Here is an 18,666-nt window from a genome sequence, read left to right as displayed (position 1 = left end):
CGGTTTCCCAGGCTTATCCCAGAGTCAGGGGCAGGTTACTCACGTGTTACTCACCCGTTCGCCGCTCGAGTACCCCGAAGGGCCTTTCCGCTCGACTTGCATGTGTTAAGCACGCCGCCAGCGTTCGTCCTGAGCCAGGATCAAACTCTCCAAAAAATGCTTGAAAAGAAGATCTCCGGCTGAAACATAATGTTCAACCAAAGGAATCCGTCAAATAGACGGGGTTGTGCATCATGCACTGGCTTTTAGCACACTGTTGAGTTCTCAAGAAACGCACACGAACATCCAGCCTTCGAATCGAAGGATTCTCAACCGGAGGTGTCGTTCACGCTGTGTCACGATCTTCGCAAGCTTCCCGATCTCTGTCAAATCAACCGACTTGACACCGACCTGATCATCTTGCGGGACTTCGGACCACCCCGAATCCGGGGCAACCCCTCTAACTTACCAGCTCTCCGGACATCAAGCGAATCGACACCCAGACGAGGTTTGTGAGAGAGAGTCGACGGCCACACCAGGGCCGCACCGACTCCTCAAGGTTAACATCATCTCCGGCCCCCCGTGCCCCAAACCACGGCCGTACCGCCCAGAACACCGGATCTTTGCAGGCCCGAGCGGGTAGAAACGCATCGTGAACGAATTACGAGTGCCGCGTGCGCTGATTGTCCTGCTCTGTGCCGCTGGAGCGGTGATCACACTCGCGGGGATCCAAGCGGTCGGGTCGATTCTCGGGCCGGTGGTGCTGGCTCTGGTGCTCGTGATCGCGGTGTCGCCGCTGCGCGACTGGCTGGGCCGCCGGAAGGCGCCGACCTGGGTGCTGGTGGCGATTCCGCTGGCGGTCGTGCTGCTCGTGCTGCTCGGCATGGTGGCGATCCTCACCCTCGCGGCGGCGCAGCTGGCCCTGCTCGCGCCGGAGTACGCCGATAAGTTCAGCGAGCTCGTGACCGAGGCGCAGCGCTGGGCGGCGGGTCTCGGCATGGGGAGCGAGCAGATCAACAAGGCGATCTCCTCCTTCAATCCGGCCAACCTCATCGGGGTCGCGCAGAGCGTGCTGTCCGGGCTGCTCGGCGTGTTGTCGAGCGTGTTCCTCATCGTGGTGCTGCTGCTGGCCATGAGCCTGGACGCGCCGATCTACAGCAAGATAATGAAGGCCTCCGAGAGCCGGCGCCCCGCGATGTACAAGGCGCTCACCACGTTCACCGACCGGACCCGCCGCTACCTGATCGTGTCGACGATCTTCGGTCTGATCTGCGCGGTCCTGGATGTGATCGCGCTGTACATCCTGAGCGTGCCGCTTCCCGTGCTGTGGGGAATCCTCGCGCTGATCACGAACTACATCCCGAACATCGGGTTCATCCTGGGTCTTGTTCCGCCCGCGCTGCTCGGCCTGCTCGAAGGCGGCTTCCAGACCATGCTCTTCGTGATCATCGCGTACATCGTGATCAATGTGGTGATCCAGTCGTTCATCCAGCCGAAGTTCCTCGGCGACGCGGTGGGGCTGTCCACGACGGCGACATTCCTGTCACTGATCGTGTGGGCGTTCGTGCTGGGGCCGCTCGGCGCGTTGCTGGCGATTCCGCTCAGCCTGCTCGCCCGGGCCATCCTGATCGACAGCGATCCTAACGGTTCGATGGCGGCCGCCCTGATTTCGGGAGAGCTGCCCGCCACGGAACCGACCGCGACGTAAGGTCGGCCTCATGACCACGCGGCGTTGGGACATCGACGAGCGGCAGACCGGGATCGCGGACGGCTCCGCTATGGATCCGCAGGTCCAGAGCCTGCTGGACACGATGAAACGGGACGGCTGGGTCACCGAGGAGCCCGAGGCCCACCTGCTTCCGCACCTGCGCCGCGCGTGTGGCGAGGACTGGACGCTCACCACCGAGCAGCTGCTCGACGACGGCGTCTACGAGGTAACGCTCACCCCGACCAACGAGAATAAGGACATCAAGCCCATCGAGGTGCACCGGACCGCAATCCGCCTCCTGTCCGCGATCGCGGAGCCCGTCTTCTTCGTACGGCAAAGCGAACCAGGCGTCTTCGACTGCGTCACCGGCGTGCTGGACGGCGACCCGCCCGGCTTCCGAAGCCACGGTCACTTGGTCCGGCTCATACTCAACTGAGGCGAGACCACTGGTTCGACCGGAGCCGCGTCGCGGCGGTTCCACGGCATCGCGGCGATGATCAGCGGGAAGACCAGCACCGAGCTCACCGCCCACGGCGCGTGCAGGGCGCCCCACTGCTCACAGCAGAACTGGGTCAGCACCAGGTAGCCGGTGGCCGCCCAGAGCGAGCACCCGATGATGGCCGGCCACGCGAACCGGGTCGGCCGGGCGACCAGGAACGGCATGAACCACAGCAGGTACTGCGCGCCAAGCCGCGGCGTGACGATCATGAACCCGAGCAGGATGGCGATGGTGACGTCGATCGGATCGGCCTTGCGCCACCAGTACAGGCAGAACGCCGCGACGGCGTAGATCAGATACTGCCCGACCTTCAGCTTCCAGGAACTCAGGTCCCATTCTCCGCCGCTGGAGACCGCGGTCCACCCCCAGTCGCCGGTGATCGGGCGCACGTCACTGGGCCGCAGGCTGATCGTCTTGAGCACCTCGGCCAGCTGATCCCAGCGCACCCAGCCGCCGAGCGGCATGGTGAGCAGGAAGAGCACCGGCGGCACGGCGACACCGACCATGGCCACGATCCGCGAGCGCACCCCGGGCAGGAACATGAGCAGGCCGGGAATCAGGATGGCGGGCCAACTCTTGGCGCACAGTCCCAGGCCCATCAGCAGGCCCGCATAGAACGCCCGCCGGGTGGCCAGCCGATCGGTGACGAAGCTCCGCCACATGCGGGACGGCCGGTCGAGCAGGGGTTCGCCCCTGGTCCACTCCCCCGGCCCGCGCGCCACGACATAGGCCGCGACCGCGAACACCAGCGACACCGGCTCGACCTGCCCGTGCACGGACGCGACCAGGATGGCCAGCGGATTGCACGCGTACTGGAAGGCCCGCAGGTTGGCCTTGGCCCCGCCCGCCAGCCGTCCGACCAGCGGGATGAGGATCAGGTCGGCGACCACGGTGACCAGTCGTCCGGCGATCTCCCAGGGGATGCCGAGCCACAGCAGCAGTCCGTACACATACGGAATGGTGGGCAGGAAGTGCCAGCCGCTGTTGACCGGGTTACCGCCGTTGAGGATGGCCTCGCCGGCCGGGCGGAAGCTGTTGACGTAGTCGATCGGCTGCCAGTGGTCCGCGGCCGAGAGCAGCATGATCAGCACGCGGACCGCGAGGCCGACGCTCAGCGCGACAGCGAGGGAGGGATTCCACCCCCTCCGCTGCGCGAGGATGGCGAGCACGACACCGGTGACGAGAACGAGGCCCGTGGGGATTGCGTAGTCCATGACGGCCTTAAGACTGCCCGACGCCCGGGGGGCTCAGCCACCCGGGCGCCGAAATCTTCCAGTGAATGTACGGCTCACGCCCGGCGTCCCGGCGCGGGCGTGAGCCGTACAGCTCGGGGCCGGTCAGAAACCGGCGGTGATGCGGGTGAAGTCCCAGGCGGTCTGGGCGATGCCGCTGCAGTTGGAGACCACGCCGCCACCTGGGCAGGGACGGTCGCGGTTGACCGCCCAGAACGCGAAGCGGGTCAGGCCCTTGGACTTGGCCCAGTCCCTGATCGCGGTCCAGGCCGCGGTGGTGGTGAGTTCCTGCTGGTCGGACAGGCCGTTCATGCCGGAGATGCCCATGTGCGCGTACGCCTGCGCGTCGGTCCAGCCCCACGCCGACTTGAGCGCGTTCTTCAGGCCTTCTGAGGCGTTGATGGTGTCGTTCTGGATGTTGGAGCTGCCGAAGTCGAACGGCATGATCGTGTAGTTGTCGATCGGCACGTTCAGCGCCCTGGCCTGGTTGATCAGGCGGATGCCGTGCGAGTTCGGCCCGGTGGTCGTGGTGCCGAAGGTGACGACGACCTTGACGTTCGGGTTGTTCTGCTTGACGATCTTGAGGCCGTTCAGGATGCGGTCCTGCACGGTGTAGTTCTCGAACTCGTCGAAGTTCTCGATGTCGAAGTCGACGACGGCCGGGCCGACCGCGTTGATGACGGTTTGCACCGCGCCCGCGAAGGCGGCCGGGGTGGCGCAGTTGGGGCCGAGCTTGTTGCCCTGCCAGCCGCCGAACGAGATCTGCACGCTGCCGCCCGCGGCCTTGATCGCCGAGATGGCCGCCGCGTCGGTGCCGCCGGTGAGCGGCCGGTTGCCGTCCCAGGCCGGGTTGCAGCCGCCGCTGGACAGGATGAACGCCATGGTGAAGGAGCGCACGCCGGTGGTGCTCATGATGGTCGCGGGCGCGGGCGGGTCGCCCCAGCCCATGAACAGGTACGGCGCGCCGGGCATCTTGCCGGTGGCCGGGGGGCAGCCGGTGGTGGATCCGGTGACCGGGTTGCTGGCCGCCGACTCACCGTTCCCGTTGTACGCCTTGATGGTGTAGGTGTGCGACGTGCACGCAGTGAGCCCGGAGTGGGTGGCGCTGGTCCCGGTGACGGTGGCGCGCACTGTCGTGCCCTCGTACACGCGGTAGCCGGTCACGGTGCCGCTGGAGGCGCCCCAAGAGAGCGAGATCGAGGTGTTGGTGGTTCCGGTCACCGACGGGTTGCCCGGCGTGCCGGGGGTTCCGGGATTCGGCGGGGTGCCGCCGGCGCAGGAGGCGCCGTTGAGCGTGCAGTTGGAGATGACCGCGCCCGCGCCGCCGGGGCTGCCGTTGAAGCCGAAGCTCGCGGTCCCGCCCGGGTTGATGGTGCCGTTCCAGCCCACGTTGGTGAAGGTGAACCGCTGCCCGCTGCGCGTCATCGCCGCGTCCCAGAAGGACCCGATGTTGGACCCGGCGGGCAGGTTGAAGGCGACCGACCAGCCGTTGATCGGGGTGGTGCCCCCGTTGGTGATGACGAACTTGCCCTCCCACCCGGTGCCCCAATCGGAGACCTTGGTGAAGACGGCCGTGTTGGGGGCCGCGTGCGCGGGCGTGGCCACGGCCACCGCGCCGGTGAAGGCGATCGCGAGCGCCGCGAGAGTCGCCCCCACTCGCCGTCCAGCTAAGAACCGAAATTTCATGATCTGTCCCATCAGAGCGCGTTGAGGTACGGACGATGGCTGCGGGAGAACTCGAACCCGTTGTACTTGTCCCAGTTGATCGACCAGGTCATCAGGCCCCGCAGGTTCGGATAGACCCCGCGCGGGCGGTAGGTCCCACACCCGGTCCCCTTGGCCAGGCACGTGAACGCCTTCTGCACCTCGGCCACGGTGGTGAAGCCGTTGCCGGCGAACGGCGCCGCGGGCAGGCCGATGGCGACCTGGTCCTGGCGCAGCGCGGGGAAGACGTCGGCGGTGTTGCCCCGGACCGGGAAGCCGGCGAGCAGCATGTCGGTCATCGCGACGTGGAAGTCGTGACCGCCCATGGTGTGGTACTGGTTGTCCAGGCCCATGATCGGGCCGGAGTTGTAGTCCTGCACGTGCAGCAGGGTGAGGTCGTTGCGCATGGCGTGGATGACCGGCAGGTAGGAGGCGGAGCGCGGGTCGGCGCCGCCCGTGCCGGGTCCGTAGAACTGGTAGCCGAGCTGGACGAAGAACGTCTCGGGGGCCATGGTGAGCACGAAGCGGGAGCCGTACCTGGTCTTGAGGGAGCGGAGCGCCGAGATCAGGTTGACCACGACCGGGGTGGTCGGGTTGCGGAAGTTCGTGTCGCCCTGGTTGAGGTAGAGGGAGTGGCCCTCGAAGTCGATGTCCAGGCCGTCCAGGCCGTACCTGTCGATGATCGCGCCGACCGACTGCACGAACTTGTCGCGGGCGGCGGTGGTGGTGAGCTGGACCTGGCCGTTCTGGCCGCCGATGGAGATCAGGACCTTCTTGCCGGCGGCCTGCTTGGCCCGGATGCCCGCGATGAACTGGGCTTCGGTCTCGACGTTCGGGCATTCGGCGACCGGGCACTGGCTGAATCGGATGTCGCCGGAGGTGACCGAGGTGGGCTCGCCGAAGGCGAGGTTGATGAAGTCCCACTCATTCGGCACATCCGCCATCCGGATATATCCGGATCCGTTGGCGAATGAGGCGTGCAGGTAGCCGACCATCCACCGGTTGCCCACCGGAGGCGGCGGGCTGGGGGACGGCGACGGCGACGGTGAGGGGGACGGGGAAGGTGACGGAGAGGGCGGCACTGTACCGGGACCGTCGAAGACGACGTCGTCGGCGTAGTAGGTGCCCTGCCCGTGCCAGCCGTTGACGTAGATCGTCACGCTGGTCTGCCCGGGCGCCGTGGTGAAGCTGCGGGTCAGCTGCGTCCACGCCGCGCCGGGCGCGGCCCAGGTCTCGCTGAACCCGACCGCGCCGAGGAACACGAAGTTCCCCCGGACCCAGGCCGACAGCGAGTAGGCGGTGTTCGGCTGCACGGTGATCGTCTGCTGGCAGCGGGCGATGTCGGTGCCCGCCGGGGTGGCGGCCAGTGCCCTGGTGCCGCCGTGCACGGGCGTCGTCACGGCCTGGGCCCCGGCGGCGCACGTCCACCCGGCCAGGCCCGACTCGAACCCGGGATTCGTCGCGATGTTGGCTGCTCGGGCGGGCTGGGCCACCAGCACCGCCCCGGCGATGGTCAGCACGGCCGCCGCCACCGCCATCCGGATGCGGTTCATCGAGGATTCCTTAGGGAAGCGTCGCGAGGTGCGGCTTGACGGTCCGGGAGAAGTTCCAGTTGTTGCTGGCGTCCCAGTTGATCGACCAGGTCATCGCGCCGCGGATGGCCGGATACGCCCGCGGCGGCACGAAGCTCCCGCAGTTGGTCCTGGTCGCCAGGCAGGTGAGCGCCTGGTTGACCAGCGACGGCGAGATCACGCCGCCCCCGGCCGCGCCGGGCCCGGCGGGCAGGCCGAGCGCCACCTGGTCGGGCCGCAGGCCGTTCTCCAGCTGGATGCAGGCCAGCGCGGTCATGAAGTTGACCGTGCCCTGCGAGTACGCGAAGGACTGGTCGCAGCCGAGCATGGAACCGGAGTTGTAGTACTGCATGTGCACGACGGTGAGGATGTCCTTGATGGCCAGGGCGAGCTTGAAGTACTCCATCCCGGTGGACTGCATGTCGATCGTCTGCGGGGCCATCGTGATGATCAGGCTGGAACCCGCCTTGGTACGCAGCTGCCGGAGGGCTTCCCCCATCCACTGGGCGTTGAGGCCGTTCTCCAGGTCGATGTCGACGCCGTCGAAGCCGTAGCTCTGCATGATGGCGAAGACCGAGTTGGCGAACGTGGCCGCCGCGGTGGCGCTGGCCACCTGGACCCGGCCGAGCTCGCCGCCGACCGAGAGGATGACCTTCTTGCCGCGCGAGTGCAGGGTCTGCACGTCGGCCCGGAACTGGGCGTCGGTGTAGCCGCCGAGCGCGCTGGACAGGCCGGGGTCGAGGCCGAAGACGACCTGGCCGGGGGTGGTGGTGGCCTCGCCGAAGGCGATGGCGATCAGGTCGTACTCGTTGGGGACCGCGGACAGGCGCAGTTCGGTGGCCGGGTTGACGAAGTTGTGCCAGTAGCCGGTGAGGAAGTGCTTGGGCAGCGGGCCGATCGGGCAGCCGGTGGTGGAGCCGCTGGCCGGGTCGCTGGCGGTCGACTCGCCGACCGAGTTGTAGGCCCGCACGGTGTAGGTGTGCGAGGTGCAGACGCCGAGCCCGCTGAGGGTGGCCGAGGTGCCGGTGACGGTGGCGCGGACGGTCGTGCCCTCGTAGACGCGGTAGCCGGTCACGGTGCCGCTGGAGGCGCCCCAGGACAGCGAGATCGAGGTGTTGGTGACGCCGGTGACCGACGGCGTGCCGGGCTTGCCGGGGGCGTTCGGCCCGGGCGGGGACGGCGAGGGTGACGGCGACGGCGACGGGTTGGTGCCGCCACCGCAGGCCGCGCCGTTCAGGGTGCAGTTACTGATCACCGCACCCGCGCCGCCAGGACTGCCGTTGAAGCCGAAACTGGCGGTTCCACCTGGCTGGATGGTGCCGTTCCAGCCGACATTGGTGAAGGTGAACCGCTGGCCGCTGCGGGTCATCGCCGCGTCCCAGAAGGAGCCGATGTTGGACCCGGCGGGCAGGTTGAAGGCGACCGACCAGCCGTTGATCGGGGTGGTGCCCCCGTTGGTGATGACGAACTTGCCCTCCCACCCGGTGCCCCAGTCGGAGACCTTGGTGAAGACGGCGGTGTTGGGCGCGGCCTGCGCGGGGCCGGCGGCGAAGAGGACGGCGGCGAAGGCGACCACGACGGCGACGATCGCGGACGGCACACGCCAGACAAACCTGCTCTGCATGTCACAACCTCTGCGGGGGTCGATGGGAAGGCATGCGGATCCGAGCGGCCGGTGGACGGGCGGCCGCCCGTGTGGGCGCGTCTGGTGACGGGACGCAGAGGGAGGTCGGTAGTTGATGTTTCTTTTAGGAAAGTTTCCTAAAAGTTGTCGTGATCGTAGCCCCGGGCCCTGCCACCAGGCAAGGCCCAATTCATCTGGTTAACACGACATGTCAGTCAAGGCCGTTGTCGGCCTTGTGCTTCCGCCAGCGCTCCAGCAGCTTCGGCATCTCTCCCTCGACGAAGAGGAAGTAGTCGCGCATGGTGGCCATCCGCCGCCCGCCCGCGGTCTGTTCGCCGAGGGCCTGGACCGTCTCGTCCGACATGCCGGCCAGGACCTTGAAGAGCGCGCCCTTGAGGGCCGTGATCTCATACCAGGCGTCCGGCGGCAGCCGGTAGACATCCCGCCGCGACCCCGGCAGCGGTTCCCGGATGAGCATGCGCAGCTGGATCAGGTAACGGACCGCGCCGGAGACGGCCGCGGGACTGACGCCGAGGCGCTCGCCGATGTCGGCCGCCGTCAGCAGCTCCTCATCGGCCGTCATGGCGGCCATCAGGACCCGGGCGGGCATCCGGGGGAACCCCCAGTCCACCAACATCATCGCCATGCGCTCCGCCGACTGGCGGGCCGCTTCTTCGTCTCTCATACGCCTCCCTACGCAAACCATACGGGATTCAAAAGCTCTACATCTTTCACAAATTTGTGAATACAGTGTAGCTTCTGAACCATGGAAAACGCCATCATGGTGTCCGGCCTCCACAAGAGTTTCGGCAGGACACACGCGCTGAACGGACTGGACCTGACGGTCGGGACCGGGGAGGTGCACGGCTTTCTGGGCCCGAACGGATCAGGTAAATCCACCACGATCCGCGTGCTTCTCGGACTCCTCAAAGCCGACGCCGGCTCCGCGCGGCTGCTCGGGGGAGACCCCTGGAACGACGCCACCACGCTGCACCGGCGGCTGGCCTACGTACCGGGCGATGTCACGCTCTGGCCGAACCTGTCCGGCGGCGAGGTCATCGACCTGCTCGGCCGCCTGCGTGGCGGCCTCAACAAGACGCGCCGCGCGGAGCTGCTGGAGCGCTTCGACCTGGATCCGCGCAAGAAGGGCCGGGCCTACTCCAAGGGCAACCGGCAGAAGGTCGGCCTGGTCGCCGCCCTCGCCTCCGACGTGGAGCTGCTCATCCTGGACGAACCCACCTCGGGCCTGGACCCGCTGATGGAGGAGGTCTTCCGGGAGTGCATCCAGGAGGAGAAGCGGCGCGGCCGCACCGTGCTGCTGTCCAGCCACATCCTGGCCGAGGTCGAGCTGCTGTGCGACCGGGTCAGCATCATCAGGAGCGGCCAGACCGTCGAGACGGGCACGCTCGCCGAGCTGCGCCACCTCAGCCGCACCTCGATCACGGCCGAGCTGGCCACCCCGATCACCGACCTGCCGGACGTGCACGACCTGCACGTGGACGGCACCCGGGTGCGCTTCCAGGTCGACGCCGACCACCTCGACGCCGTGCTCAAGCACCTCTCCCACGCCGGGGTGCGCGGCCTGGTCAGCCAGCCGCCGACCCTGGAGGAGCTGTTCAAGCGGCACTACGAAGTGGCGGCGCGGTCATGACCGGCACCTGGCACCTGATCCGGCTGATCCTGCGCCGGGACCGGGTGCTCCTCCCCCTCTGGGTGATCATCCTGTGCGCCCTCCCGGCCAGTTACGCGGCCAGCTACGCCGAGCTCTTCCCCAACGACGCGGCCCGCGAGCAGTACGCGCTCACCACCGCCGCCACCCCCTCCTTCGAATCCCTGCTCGGCCCCCTCTTCGGCAACTCCGTCGGCGCGCTCACCGCGCAGCGAGTCGGCACCGTGTACGCGATTCTCGCCCTCATCAGCCTGCTCACCGTGATCCGGCACACCAGGACCGAGGAGGACGCGGGCCGCCGCGAGCTCATCGCCGCCACCGTGATCGGCCGCCACGCCGCGCTGTCGGCCGCGCTGATCGTGACCGCCGCCGCCAACCTGCTGCTGGCGCTGCTGATCGCGGTCACGCTGATCTCCTCGGGTCTGGAGGCCGGCGGGTCGTTGCTGCTCGGTCTTTCGATGGCCGTCGTGGGCATCGTGTTCGCCGGGGTGGGCGCGCTGACCGCGCAGCTCACCGAGAACGCGGGCCCGGCGCGCGGCCTGGCGATCATCGTGCTCGGCGTGGCCTTCCTGATCAGGGCGGCCGGGGACCCGGCGGATTCGTGGGTGTCGTGGCTGTCGCCGCTGGCGTGGGGGCAGCAGAGCGAGCCGTTCGCCGCCGACAAGTGGTGGGTGCTGCTGCTCCCGCTGGCGTTGTTCGTGGTCCTCGCCGGAGCCGCGTACCGGATCTCGGTCGGGCGGGACGTCGGCGCGGGGGTGCTCCCCGCCCGGCTCGGACCGGCCACGTCGACCACGCTGGCCAGCCCGTTCGCGCTGGCCTGGCGATTGCAGCGCGGGCTGCTGATCGGCTGGAGCGTCGGCATGGGGGTGGCCGGGCTCGCGCTCGGCGGCACCGCGTCGGCGGTCATGGACGCCTTCGCCGACAACCCCGATATGGCCGACATCATGACCAGGCTCGGCGGCACCGCCTCGCTGGCCGACGCGTTCGTCTCCGGGCTGCTCGGCATCCTGGCCATCGCCGTCTCCGCGTACGGCATCCAGGCGGCGCTGCGGATGCGCGCCGAGGAGACCGCGCTGCGGGCGGAACCGGTGCTGGCCACCTCGACCGGGCGGGTGCCGTGGGCGCTCAGCCACGTGGTGTTCGCGGTCCTCGGGCCCGCGGTCGCGCTGCTGGCGCTCGGCGTCACGCTGGGAATCAGCTACGGCGCCAGCATGAACGACGTCGGCGGCCAGCTGCCGCGCGTGATCGGCGCCGCCCTGGTGCAGCTGCCGGCCGTGGCCGTGCTGACCGGCCTGACGGTGGCCCTGTTCGGACTGCTGCCCCGGCTGTCCGCCCTGGCCTGGGGAGCGCTCGGCGCCTTCCTGCTGCTCGGCCAGATCGGCGCGGTCCTCCAGCTCGACCAGATCGTGCTGGACGTCTCCCCGTTCACCCACACGCCGCACCTGCCCGGCGGCACGCTGAGCGCGACCCCCGTGCTCACCCTCAGCGCCCTCGCGCTGCTCCTGATCCTGGCCGGTCTGTACGGCTTCCGCCGCCGCGACGTCGGTTAAGCCGGGATCAATTCCAACGCACGCAACGCGGTCTCCTCGAACGAACGCCGAGCGCCCTGCGCCCACGCGTCCGCGTACGCCTCGGGGCCCAGCCGGTGCCGCGCCGCCGTGAGCGCGGTGTGCAACCGGCGGGCCTCGACGCCGTACGAGGCGACCGGGGTGGTGGCCGCCAGCGTGGCGGCCAGCTCCACGGCGGCCTGGTCGCGCGCGGTTCTGGCGAGCAGCAGCACCAGGTTGCGCAGCGCGGTGACCAGCAGTGACCTGCTCTCGGTGGCGACCCAGTGGGTGATCACCTCGTGGAAGAGGCGCAGGGCCGGCTCGGCAGGGCCGTACCTGCCGCGCAGGGCCACGCTCGCGGTGCGGACGACGCCGGAGACCAGGCGGTTGCCGATCTCGTCGGCGGTCACCCGGGCGGCCTCGAAGAGCTCCAGCGCGGTCTCCGGGTCGAGGTCGGCGAGGGCCTCGGCGCGGGCGTAGCGGGTGAAGCAGATCGCGGTCGGGTTGCCGGAGTCGAGCGCGAGCGCCAGCGCCTTGTCGGCGTGGGCGGCGGCCTCGGCGTCGTCGCCGCCGTAGGAGTAGGCCAGCGCCTGGTTGCCGAGGCTGATCGCCTGCGCCGCGGGCTCCTCATTGCTCTCCTGGGCCCGCTGGAAGGCGGCGACCGCGTCGTCCAGCGTGCCGTTGAACATGGCGACGTCCCCGAAGATCTCGGTCACCACCGGGGAGTCCGGGTCCAGCTCCACCGCCCGCGCGGCCAGCTTCAGGGCCTCGTCGAGGCGGCCCGCCATGGAGGCCTCCCACGCGGTGGCGGCCAGGCACTCGCCGGAACCGGCCGCCGCCCCCGGCGCGGCCAGCCGGAGCAGATCGCCGCGCAGCCGCCAGTAGGCGAACCGGAACAGCGGCGCGATCAGCCGGATCATGAGCCGGGGGTCGGCCTCCCTGGACCAGGCCCAGGCGGCGCGGATGTCGTCGAGGCGGCTGTCGAGCCGGTGCGTCCAGGCCACCTCGTCGGGGCCGAACAGCCCGCGGTCGGCTTGCTCGGTGAAGCCGGCGAGCACCTCGGCGTGGCGGCGGCGGAACCGGTCCGCGTCGGGCAGCCGGGAGGCCGCGTACACCCGGAGCGTCTCCAGCAGCCGGTAACACCCGATCCCGGCCGAACCGGGGCGGGTGATCATCGACCGGTCGGCCAGCCGGGCCATCAGGTCGGCGACCCGCTCGGCGGGCAGGTCGTCGTCGGCGACGACCGCCTCTGCGGTGCTGATGTCGAAGGAGGCGGCGAACACCGACAGCCGCAGGAACAGCCGCTGCTCGTCCTCGGTGAGCATGTCGAAGGACCAGTCGACGACGTCCTCCAGCGCGTGGTGGCGGCCCGCGCCGGTCCTGCGCAGCAGCGGGAACCGCGCGTCGAGGCGTTCGGCCAGGTCGTCCACGGTGAGCGAGCCGATCCGGGCGGCGGCCAGTTCGATGGCCAGCGGCAGCCCGTCCAGGGCGGCGCAGATCCGGGCGATCGAGCCCAGCAGCGCCGCGTCGGGGGTGAAGCCGGAGACGGGCACCCGGGCGATGAACAGCTCGATCGCGCTGGGCACGGTGAGGGGTTGCACGTCCACGACCAGCTCGCCGGGCACGCCGAGCGGCTCCCGGCTGGTGGCCAGCACGCGCAGCCGGGTGCCGGCCGCCAGCAGCGCGGTCACGGCGGCGGCGACGGCGGGCAGCAGGTGCTCGCAGTTGTCCAGCACGAGCAGCCCGTCCGCGCGGCCGGCCCACTCCCGCAGCGCGCCCAGCGGCTCCACGCCCGGCTCGGCGCGCACGCCCGCCGCCTCGGCGATGGCCGGGACGACGGTCTCCGGCTCGCGCAGCGGCGCCAGATCCACCCAGGTCGGGCGCTCCCCCGCCTGCTGGGCCAGCCGGGTCTTGCCGACCCCGCCGGGACCGACCAGGGTCACCAGCGGGCGCTGCGCGAGCGCGTTCGCGACCACGGCGATCTCCCGCTCCCGCCCGATCAGGCCGGGCGACGGCTTGGGCGCCACCGGCACGGGCCGAGCCTCGCCGCGCAGCAGCCGCTGGTGCAGGTTCCTGAGCGTCGCCGACGGGTCCAGGCCCAGCTCCTCGCGCAGGTTGTCGCGGTGCCGGGCGAAGGCGGCCAGCGCGGCGGGCACCCGGCCGGACTCGGCCAGCGCGTTCATCAGCAGGGCGACCGTGCGCTCCCGCCACGGCTCGGCGGCGGCCAGTCCCTCCAGCTCGGCCGCCGCCTCGGTGGCCCGGCCCAGCGCCAGCAGCGCGGCGGCCCGGTCCTCGCGGGCGGCCAAGCGCAGTTCGGTGAGGCGGATGGCGTCCGGGCCGAGTTCGGCGGCCATCGGGCCGCGCCAGAGCGCGAGCGCCTGGTCCAGCAGGGTGAGCGCCTGCGGAGACTGGCGGGCCTGGTCGAGGAGCTGGGTGAAATGTTCCGCGTCCACCGCCTCGGCGGGCGCCTCCAGCACGTAGCCGGGCGCGCGGGTGACGATCGCCGCGCCGAGCGGGCCGAGCGCCTGCCGCAGCCGGGTGATGTAGGTCTGCAGGGCGTTGCGCGCGCTGCGCGGCGGGTCCTCGCCGAACACCTCGTCGACCAGCATGTCCACCGGGACCACCAGGCCACGGCGCAGCACGAGCGCCGCCAGCAGCGCTCGCTGTCTCCCCGCGGGCGCGCACACCTGACGCCCGTGCAACCAGGCCTCCACCGGCCCCAGAACGCGGAATTCCACGCTGTCACGATCCGCCATCACCCGGCGGGGGTCTACGTACTTTTGCGTGTACGCGAGCCGTACGCGTCGTGCAAGTGGCGGCGGGCACAGTCACCCTCATGACTGATTCTCGTGACCTTCTCGCCGAGCGAATGATCGGCGACGTGACCACCGCCGCCGAGGTGCTGACCGTGCATCTCGGCCTCGAACTCGGCCTGTACCGCGCACTCGCCGCCACCGGCCCTGTCACCGCCGCCGAGGGCCTGCCCGGCCTCGCCCCCCGGTACGCCAAGGAGTGGCTGGAGCAGCAGGCCGCCGCCGGCTACCTGGACTACGAGGACGGCAGGTTCAGCCTGTCGCCCGCGCACGCCGAGGTGTTGCTGGACGCGGAGAGCCCCTACCACGTGGCGCCAGCCGCGATGCTGTTCGCCGGGATGGCGAGCGTGCTGCCCGAGCTGCTGCGGGTGTTCCGGACCGGGGAGGGCATCCCGTACGAGGCGTATGGCCGGGACGTCCGGCATGGGATCGCCTCCGTCAACCGCCCGATGTACCTCAACGAGTACACCCAGACCTGGATCCCGTCCGTGCCCGACCTGCACCGGCGGCTCCAGGCCGAACCGGGCGCGCGGGTGCTGGACCTGGGCTGCGGGCTTGGCGCGAGCTCGATCACGCTGGCCCGGGCCTACCCCCGGGTCCAGGTGCACGGCGTGGACCTGGACAAGACCTCGGTCGAGGAGGCCCAGCTGGCCGCCGCCGCGGCGGGGGTGGCCGACCGGGTGACGTTCGAGCAGGGGGACGCGCGGGTGGCCGTCGGCGCGTTCGACCTGATCACCATCTTCGAGGCCCTGCACGACATGGCCGACCCGGGCGAGGTGCTGCGGGCCGCGCGGAACCAGCTCACCAACGGCGGTTCGATCCTGATCGCCGACGAGAAGGTGGCGCACGAGTACGCGGCCCCGGCCGACCCGGTGGAGCGTTTCCACTACGCCTGCAGCGTGCTGCACTGCCTCCCGGCCACGATGGCCGAGTCCCCGGCGGAGGCCTCGGGGACCGCGCTGCGCGCCCCGACCGTGGCCCGCTGGGCGAAGGCCGCCGGGCTCAGCTACCAGGAGCTCCCGATCGACTCCCCGTTCTGGCGCTTCTACCGCCTTGCCCGCCCGTGAACGTGAGACCGGCCACCGACCAGGAGGTGGCCGGTCTCATTGGCCTTATTCGACGGTGAAGCCGCTGAACAGCAGGGCGGCCAGAGCGAGGGCGAGCAGCAGGTTGACCACGGCGGCGGCGCCGAACACCGCGACCGGGCGCCAGCCCGCTGCGCGCAGCGACGCCGGGCGGAACTCCAGGCCGATGCTGACGAAGGCCAGGATGAGGAACCAGACCCGCAGGTCGTTGGCGACCGCGATGGTGGCCTTGCCCTCGGCGGCCGGCACCGTGCTGAGATACCAGGTGGCCACGACCGAGGCCGCGATGAAGCCGAGCACGAACTTGGGGAACCGCCGCCACAGCTCACTCAGGGCTGGGGCCGCCGCGTCCGGGCGGCGCTCGATCCGGAACGCGAACCACGCGGTCAGCGCCACCACGACGATGCCGATCAGGGCGTTCTGGGTGACCTTGACGATGGTGGCGACCGCCAGCGCCTCCTCCCCGACGATCGCCCCCGCCGCCGTCACCGCCGCCGTGGTGTCGATGTTCCCGCCGATCCAGGCCCCCGCCACCTCCGGCGACAGCCCGAGCAGGCCGGCCAGCCAGGGCAGAATGAAGATCGACGGCAACGCGAACACGATCACCAGGCTGGCCGCGTAGGCGAGCTGCTCCTTCTTCGCCTGTACGGCTCCCGCCGCCGCGATCGCCGCGCTCACCCCGCAGATCGACACGGCGGCCGACAGCAGCGCCCGGAGCTTGTCCTCCAGGCCGAGCTTCCCGCCGAGCCACCAGGTGAACAGGAACACCGAGGTGATCAGCACGATGCCCTGGATGATCGCGGGCCCGGCGGCGGTGACGATCACGCTCAGGTTGATCGACGCGCCGAGCAGCACGAGGCCGGTCTTGATGAAGAACTCGGTGCGGAACCCGCCCGCGAGCCGGTCCCTGACCCCGGTCGCGGTGAGCACCGCGTTGCCGAGCAGGCCGAGCAGGATCGCGTAGACGGGGTATTCGATGGCCGAGGCGAAGTCCCCTTCAAACCATTCGGGGACGTTCTGCTCCAGGTAGCGGGTGGCCGCGCCGAGCACGAGCACGGCTAAGACGCCACCGGCGGCCCAGGCGAAGGACGAATTCTCCGTCGTGTGCTCGGGAGTGATGTCCGCTTTGCGGTTCTCGGTGGTCATCAGGGCACCAGCCCTGTCGGGATGACGCCGGTGAGGACCAGGACGAGAAGGACCAGGCCGAGGATGGTGGCCGCCCAGTCCTCGTTGAACGCGGTGCGGGACTCTGTGCTGGTGGGAGGTTCGGGCTCACTCATGGGAGGGCCTCTCTGCAGGCTGGGGAGATTTCATGGTAATCCCATAGGGATTAGAGGTAAATATCCCCCGGGCGATCTACCAGACCAGGCGATACCGTGTTATCTCCGGCAGCTCAGGGAGTGACATGTTCTTCGGGATCACCGACATCTGGACCTACGTCATCGGCGCGTTTCTGATCATCCTGCTGCCGGGACCGAACTCGCTCTACGTGCTCTCCACGGCCGCGCAGCGCGGCGTGCGGGTGGGCTACCGGGCGGCAGCCGGGGTGTTCGTCGGCGACACCGTGCTGATGGTGGCGACGGCGGCGGGGGTGGCCTCGCTGCTGCGGAACGCGGTGCTGTTCGCGATCGTCAAGTACGCGGGCGCGGGCTACCTGGCCTGGATCGGGTTCACCATGCTCCGGTCGGCCTGGCGGTCCAGGCGCGGCACCGCGGAAGCACAGGAGGCCCCTGCGATGACCGCGGGGCATCCATTCAGGAAAGCTTTGGTGATCAGCGTGCTGAATCCCAAGGCGATCTTGTTTTTCGTCTCGTTCTTCGTCCAGTTCGTCGATCGCAGTTATGGCGCGCCCGCGCTCTCGTTCCTGATTCTCGGCGTGATCATTCAAATCTTCAGCGTTCTCTACCTGTCCGCGCTGATCTTTAGTGGCACTTTCCTGGCCACCCAGTTCCAGCGCCGTCGTGCCTTGTCAGCGGGCCTCACGTCCGTGGTGGGCGCGCTTTTCGTGGGCTTCAGCGCGAAGCTGGCCACCGCCAGCCTGGGGTGAACCCGGAGGTAAGAACCCTGTTACCTCAGGCTTGTCCCCTAAGGGATAGGCGTGTGCTCCCCTAAGGGTCAGGTACCTTTACTCACCAGCCATGGTCTGCCCAAGGGTTTTTCAATACCTGCTCCGGGCAGGTGAAGAAACCTTTAGCGTCGGTTCGCCGTCGCTTGCTGAGGAGCCCCATGTCTCACCCTCCATTCGCCTTGCCCCGCGCCACCGCGATGATCAAACAAGCGGTGCCAAGGATTCTGGAGGGCGTTATCGCGCCGCTCGCGGTCTTCTACTCGGCGCTTTATCTGCTCGGCTTCGCCGGAGCGCTGATCGCGGCGGCGACCTGGGTGTACGGGAGCGTGGGGTGGCGGCTGATCCGGCGGCTGCCGATTCCGGGCACGATGATCGTGGCCAGTATCGCGATCACCTTCCGCACGCTGCTCGGCCTGTGGACCAATGATCACGTCGTCTACTTCATCCAGCCGGAGATCGGCACGATCTGCATCAGCATGATCTTCATCGCCTCGGTCCGGCTGCGCCGCCCGCTGGTGCAGAAGCTCACGCTCGACTACATCCATCTGCCCTTGTTCGTGCTCAGGCACGAGCGCATGCGCCGGTTCTTCGCCCGGATCACCCTGCTCTGGGCGTTCGTGCTGCTGGCCAACTCGACCGTGAGCATCTGGCTACTGGTGCACCAGTCGATCGCCGAATACCCGCTGACGCGCGCGCTGGTGGTGGCGCTGATCACCGGACTGGCTTTCGTGGGTTCAGTTTGGGCGTTTCGTAGGGTTTTGAGCCGTTTGCACGCTGAAAATCCGGCTTAGGGTCAAAGTCGCACTCGGGGTGCTTCATGTCAGTCTGAACACGTTTGTCCGCTTTGTCAGGCGGAAATCCTTTTAGCATGAATGCTAAGAAGAAGAACCCACGTCAGCCCGGCAGCGACCGGGACATTCGCCCTGGGGAGAACAACCCTCAGCCGCACCAGCGCCGGCCGGACGAGATGCCCGGCCAGCCGAACAGTAAGCCCGGCATCGGCAACCGTGACCACGGCCGCGAGCCCGGTTCGCGGGACACGATGCCACCACGCCGTCAGGGCAGCTGATCGTCCCTGGCCCGGCAGGGCGATCTCCTCGATCGCCCAGCCGGGCCTTTTCTGCTGTTCTGGGGCGTTGTACCGACATGTCGTACGATCATTGGCGG

At 69.2% G+C, this 18,666-nt stretch carries 16 protein-coding genes and 1 rRNA gene; 8 read left to right on the top strand and 9 right to left on the bottom strand.

The window, feature by feature from the left end; genetic code table 11:
• Positions 1-156 (bottom strand): 16S ribosomal RNA (locus Amac_RS43785); the annotation flags it as partial.
• Positions 157-631: 475 nt separating this feature from the next.
• Here Amac_RS43785 and Amac_RS43780 point away from each other — a divergent pair.
• The gene (locus Amac_RS43780; protein WP_246269080.1) at positions 632-1,687 is read left to right on the top strand and encodes an AI-2E family transporter; all 1,056 of its coding nucleotides are present in this window, start codon (positions 632-634) and stop codon (positions 1,685-1,687) included.
• A gap of 10 nt (positions 1,688-1,697) precedes the next feature.
• Positions 1,698-2,123, top strand: coding sequence for a hypothetical protein (locus Amac_RS43775; protein WP_155360355.1), 426 nt, complete (start codon positions 1,698-1,700; stop codon positions 2,121-2,123).
• On the opposite strand, the gene Amac_RS43770 is transcribed toward Amac_RS43775, so the two are convergent.
• From Amac_RS43770 to Amac_RS43750, 5 genes are all read right to left on the bottom strand, one after another.
• Positions 2,096-3,400 (bottom strand): putative hexosyltransferase, encoded by a 1,305-nt coding sequence (locus tag Amac_RS43770; protein WP_155360354.1) that lies wholly within the window; start codon positions 3,398-3,400, stop codon positions 2,096-2,098. The two genes, Amac_RS43775 and Amac_RS43770, sit on opposite strands and share 28 nt — an antisense overlap.
• 123 nt (positions 3,401-3,523) lie before the next feature.
• Positions 3,524-5,074 carry a cellulose binding domain-containing protein gene (locus Amac_RS43765; RefSeq protein WP_246269079.1) on the bottom strand — a complete coding sequence of 517 codons (1,551 nt, stop codon included), beginning with the start codon at positions 5,072-5,074 and terminating at the stop codon, positions 3,524-3,526.
• Positions 5,075-5,115: 41 nt separating this feature from the next.
• A complete protein-coding gene (locus tag Amac_RS43760) occupies positions 5,116-6,675 on the bottom strand; it encodes a chitinase (protein ID WP_155360352.1) in 1,560 nt (519 codons plus the stop codon).
• Between the two features lie 10 nt (positions 6,676-6,685).
• Entirely contained in the window at positions 6,686-8,317 is a 1,632-nt protein-coding gene (locus Amac_RS43755; protein WP_155360351.1) for a chitinase, read from the bottom strand.
• 211 nt (positions 8,318-8,528) lie between these two features.
• Positions 8,529-9,002: a GbsR/MarR family transcriptional regulator gene (locus Amac_RS43750; RefSeq protein WP_218038485.1), complete on the bottom strand. Its 474-nt coding sequence runs from the start codon at positions 9,000-9,002 to the stop codon at positions 8,529-8,531.
• An 81-nt stretch (positions 9,003-9,083) separates the two neighbouring features.
• On the opposite strand from Amac_RS43750, the gene Amac_RS43745 reads away from it, so the two are divergent.
• The gene (locus Amac_RS43745; RefSeq protein WP_155360350.1) at positions 9,084-9,968 is read left to right on the top strand and encodes an ABC transporter ATP-binding protein; all 885 of its coding nucleotides are present in this window, start codon (positions 9,084-9,086) and stop codon (positions 9,966-9,968) included.
• A complete protein-coding gene (locus Amac_RS43740) occupies positions 9,965-11,536 on the top strand; it encodes an ABC transporter permease (protein WP_155360349.1) in 1,572 nt (523 codons plus the stop codon). Before Amac_RS43745 ends, Amac_RS43740 begins: the two co-directional genes overlap by 4 nt.
• Here Amac_RS43740 and Amac_RS43735 read toward each other — a convergent pair.
• Entirely contained in the window at positions 11,533-14,271 is a 2,739-nt protein-coding gene (locus Amac_RS43735; protein WP_170322953.1) for an AfsR/SARP family transcriptional regulator, read from the bottom strand. The two genes, Amac_RS43740 and Amac_RS43735, sit on opposite strands and share 4 nt — an antisense overlap.
• 98 nt (positions 14,272-14,369) lie before the next feature.
• Here Amac_RS43735 and Amac_RS56840 point away from each other — a divergent pair, with 98 nt between their 5' ends.
• Complete coding sequence (locus tag Amac_RS56840; protein ID WP_155360347.1) at positions 14,370-15,413, top strand: class I SAM-dependent methyltransferase; 1,044 nt, start codon at positions 14,370-14,372, stop codon at positions 15,411-15,413.
• A gap of 45 nt (positions 15,414-15,458) precedes the next feature.
• Here the strand turns inward: Amac_RS56840 and Amac_RS43725 are convergent, their stop codons facing one another.
• Positions 15,459-16,577, bottom strand: a complete 1,119-nt coding sequence (locus Amac_RS43725) for a YeiH family protein (protein ID WP_155360346.1) — start codon at positions 16,575-16,577, stop codon at positions 15,459-15,461.
• Positions 16,577-16,711: a hypothetical protein gene (locus Amac_RS57575; RefSeq protein ID WP_281356405.1), complete on the bottom strand. Its 135-nt coding sequence runs from the start codon at positions 16,709-16,711 to the stop codon at positions 16,577-16,579. The genes Amac_RS43725 and Amac_RS57575 overlap by 1 nt, the downstream gene beginning before the upstream one ends.
• A gap of 125 nt (positions 16,712-16,836) precedes the next feature.
• Between Amac_RS57575 and leuE the strand changes: the two genes are divergently transcribed.
• The 3 genes from leuE (at position 16,837) to Amac_RS43710 (ending at position 18,568) form a co-directional block, all read left to right on the top strand.
• Positions 16,837-17,478: a leucine efflux protein LeuE gene (gene leuE, locus Amac_RS43720; RefSeq protein ID WP_155360345.1), complete on the top strand. Its 642-nt coding sequence runs from the start codon at positions 16,837-16,839 to the stop codon at positions 17,476-17,478.
• A 179-nt stretch (positions 17,479-17,657) separates the two neighbouring features.
• Positions 17,658-18,290: a VC0807 family protein gene (locus tag Amac_RS43715; protein WP_155360344.1), complete on the top strand. Its 633-nt coding sequence runs from the start codon at positions 17,658-17,660 to the stop codon at positions 18,288-18,290.
• Between the two features lie 77 nt (positions 18,291-18,367).
• On the top strand, positions 18,368-18,568 hold the full coding sequence (locus Amac_RS43710) for a hypothetical protein (RefSeq protein ID WP_155360343.1): 201 nt from the start codon (positions 18,368-18,370) through the stop codon (positions 18,566-18,568).
• The last annotated feature ends 98 nt before the right edge of the window (positions 18,569-18,666 follow it).

The organism is Acrocarpospora macrocephala, assembly GCF_009687865.1.
GTDB lineage: Bacteria > Actinomycetota > Actinomycetes > Streptosporangiales > Streptosporangiaceae > Acrocarpospora > Acrocarpospora macrocephala.
The sequence above is the reverse complement of the archived record's forward strand: the minus strand, read 5'-3'. Positions and strand labels throughout refer to the sequence as shown.

Excerpts from the sequence above, each read along its gene's own strand:
- Amac_RS43775 (WP_155360355.1), top strand. The coding sequence starts at position 1,698 with ATGACCACGCGGCGTTGGGACATCGACGAGCGGCAGACCGGGATCGCG.
- Amac_RS43770 (WP_155360354.1), bottom strand. The coding sequence starts at position 3,400 with ATGGACTACGCAATCCCCACGGGCCTCGTTCTCGTCACCGGTGTCGTG.
- Amac_RS43760 (WP_155360352.1), bottom strand. The coding sequence starts at position 6,675 with ATGAACCGCATCCGGATGGCGGTGGCGGCGGCCGTGCTGACCATCGCC.
- Amac_RS43755 (WP_155360351.1), bottom strand. The coding sequence starts at position 8,317 with ATGCAGAGCAGGTTTGTCTGGCGTGTGCCGTCCGCGATCGTCGCCGTC.
- Amac_RS43750 (WP_218038485.1), bottom strand. The coding sequence starts at position 9,002 with ATGAGAGACGAAGAAGCGGCCCGCCAGTCGGCGGAGCGCATGGCGATG.
- Amac_RS43745 (WP_155360350.1), top strand. The coding sequence starts at position 9,084 with ATGGAAAACGCCATCATGGTGTCCGGCCTCCACAAGAGTTTCGGCAGG.
- Amac_RS43740 (WP_155360349.1), top strand. The coding sequence starts at position 9,965 with ATGACCGGCACCTGGCACCTGATCCGGCTGATCCTGCGCCGGGACCGG.
- Amac_RS56840 (WP_155360347.1), top strand. The coding sequence starts at position 14,370 with ATGACTGATTCTCGTGACCTTCTCGCCGAGCGAATGATCGGCGACGTG.
- Amac_RS43725 (WP_155360346.1), bottom strand. The coding sequence starts at position 16,577 with ATGACCACCGAGAACCGCAAAGCGGACATCACTCCCGAGCACACGACG.
- Amac_RS57575 (WP_281356405.1), bottom strand. The coding sequence starts at position 16,711 with ATGAGTGAGCCCGAACCTCCCACCAGCACAGAGTCCCGCACCGCGTTC.
- leuE (WP_155360345.1), top strand. The coding sequence starts at position 16,837 with ATGTTCTTCGGGATCACCGACATCTGGACCTACGTCATCGGCGCGTTT.
- Amac_RS43715 (WP_155360344.1), top strand. The coding sequence starts at position 17,658 with ATGTCTCACCCTCCATTCGCCTTGCCCCGCGCCACCGCGATGATCAAA.
- Amac_RS43710 (WP_155360343.1), top strand. The coding sequence starts at position 18,368 with ATGAATGCTAAGAAGAAGAACCCACGTCAGCCCGGCAGCGACCGGGAC.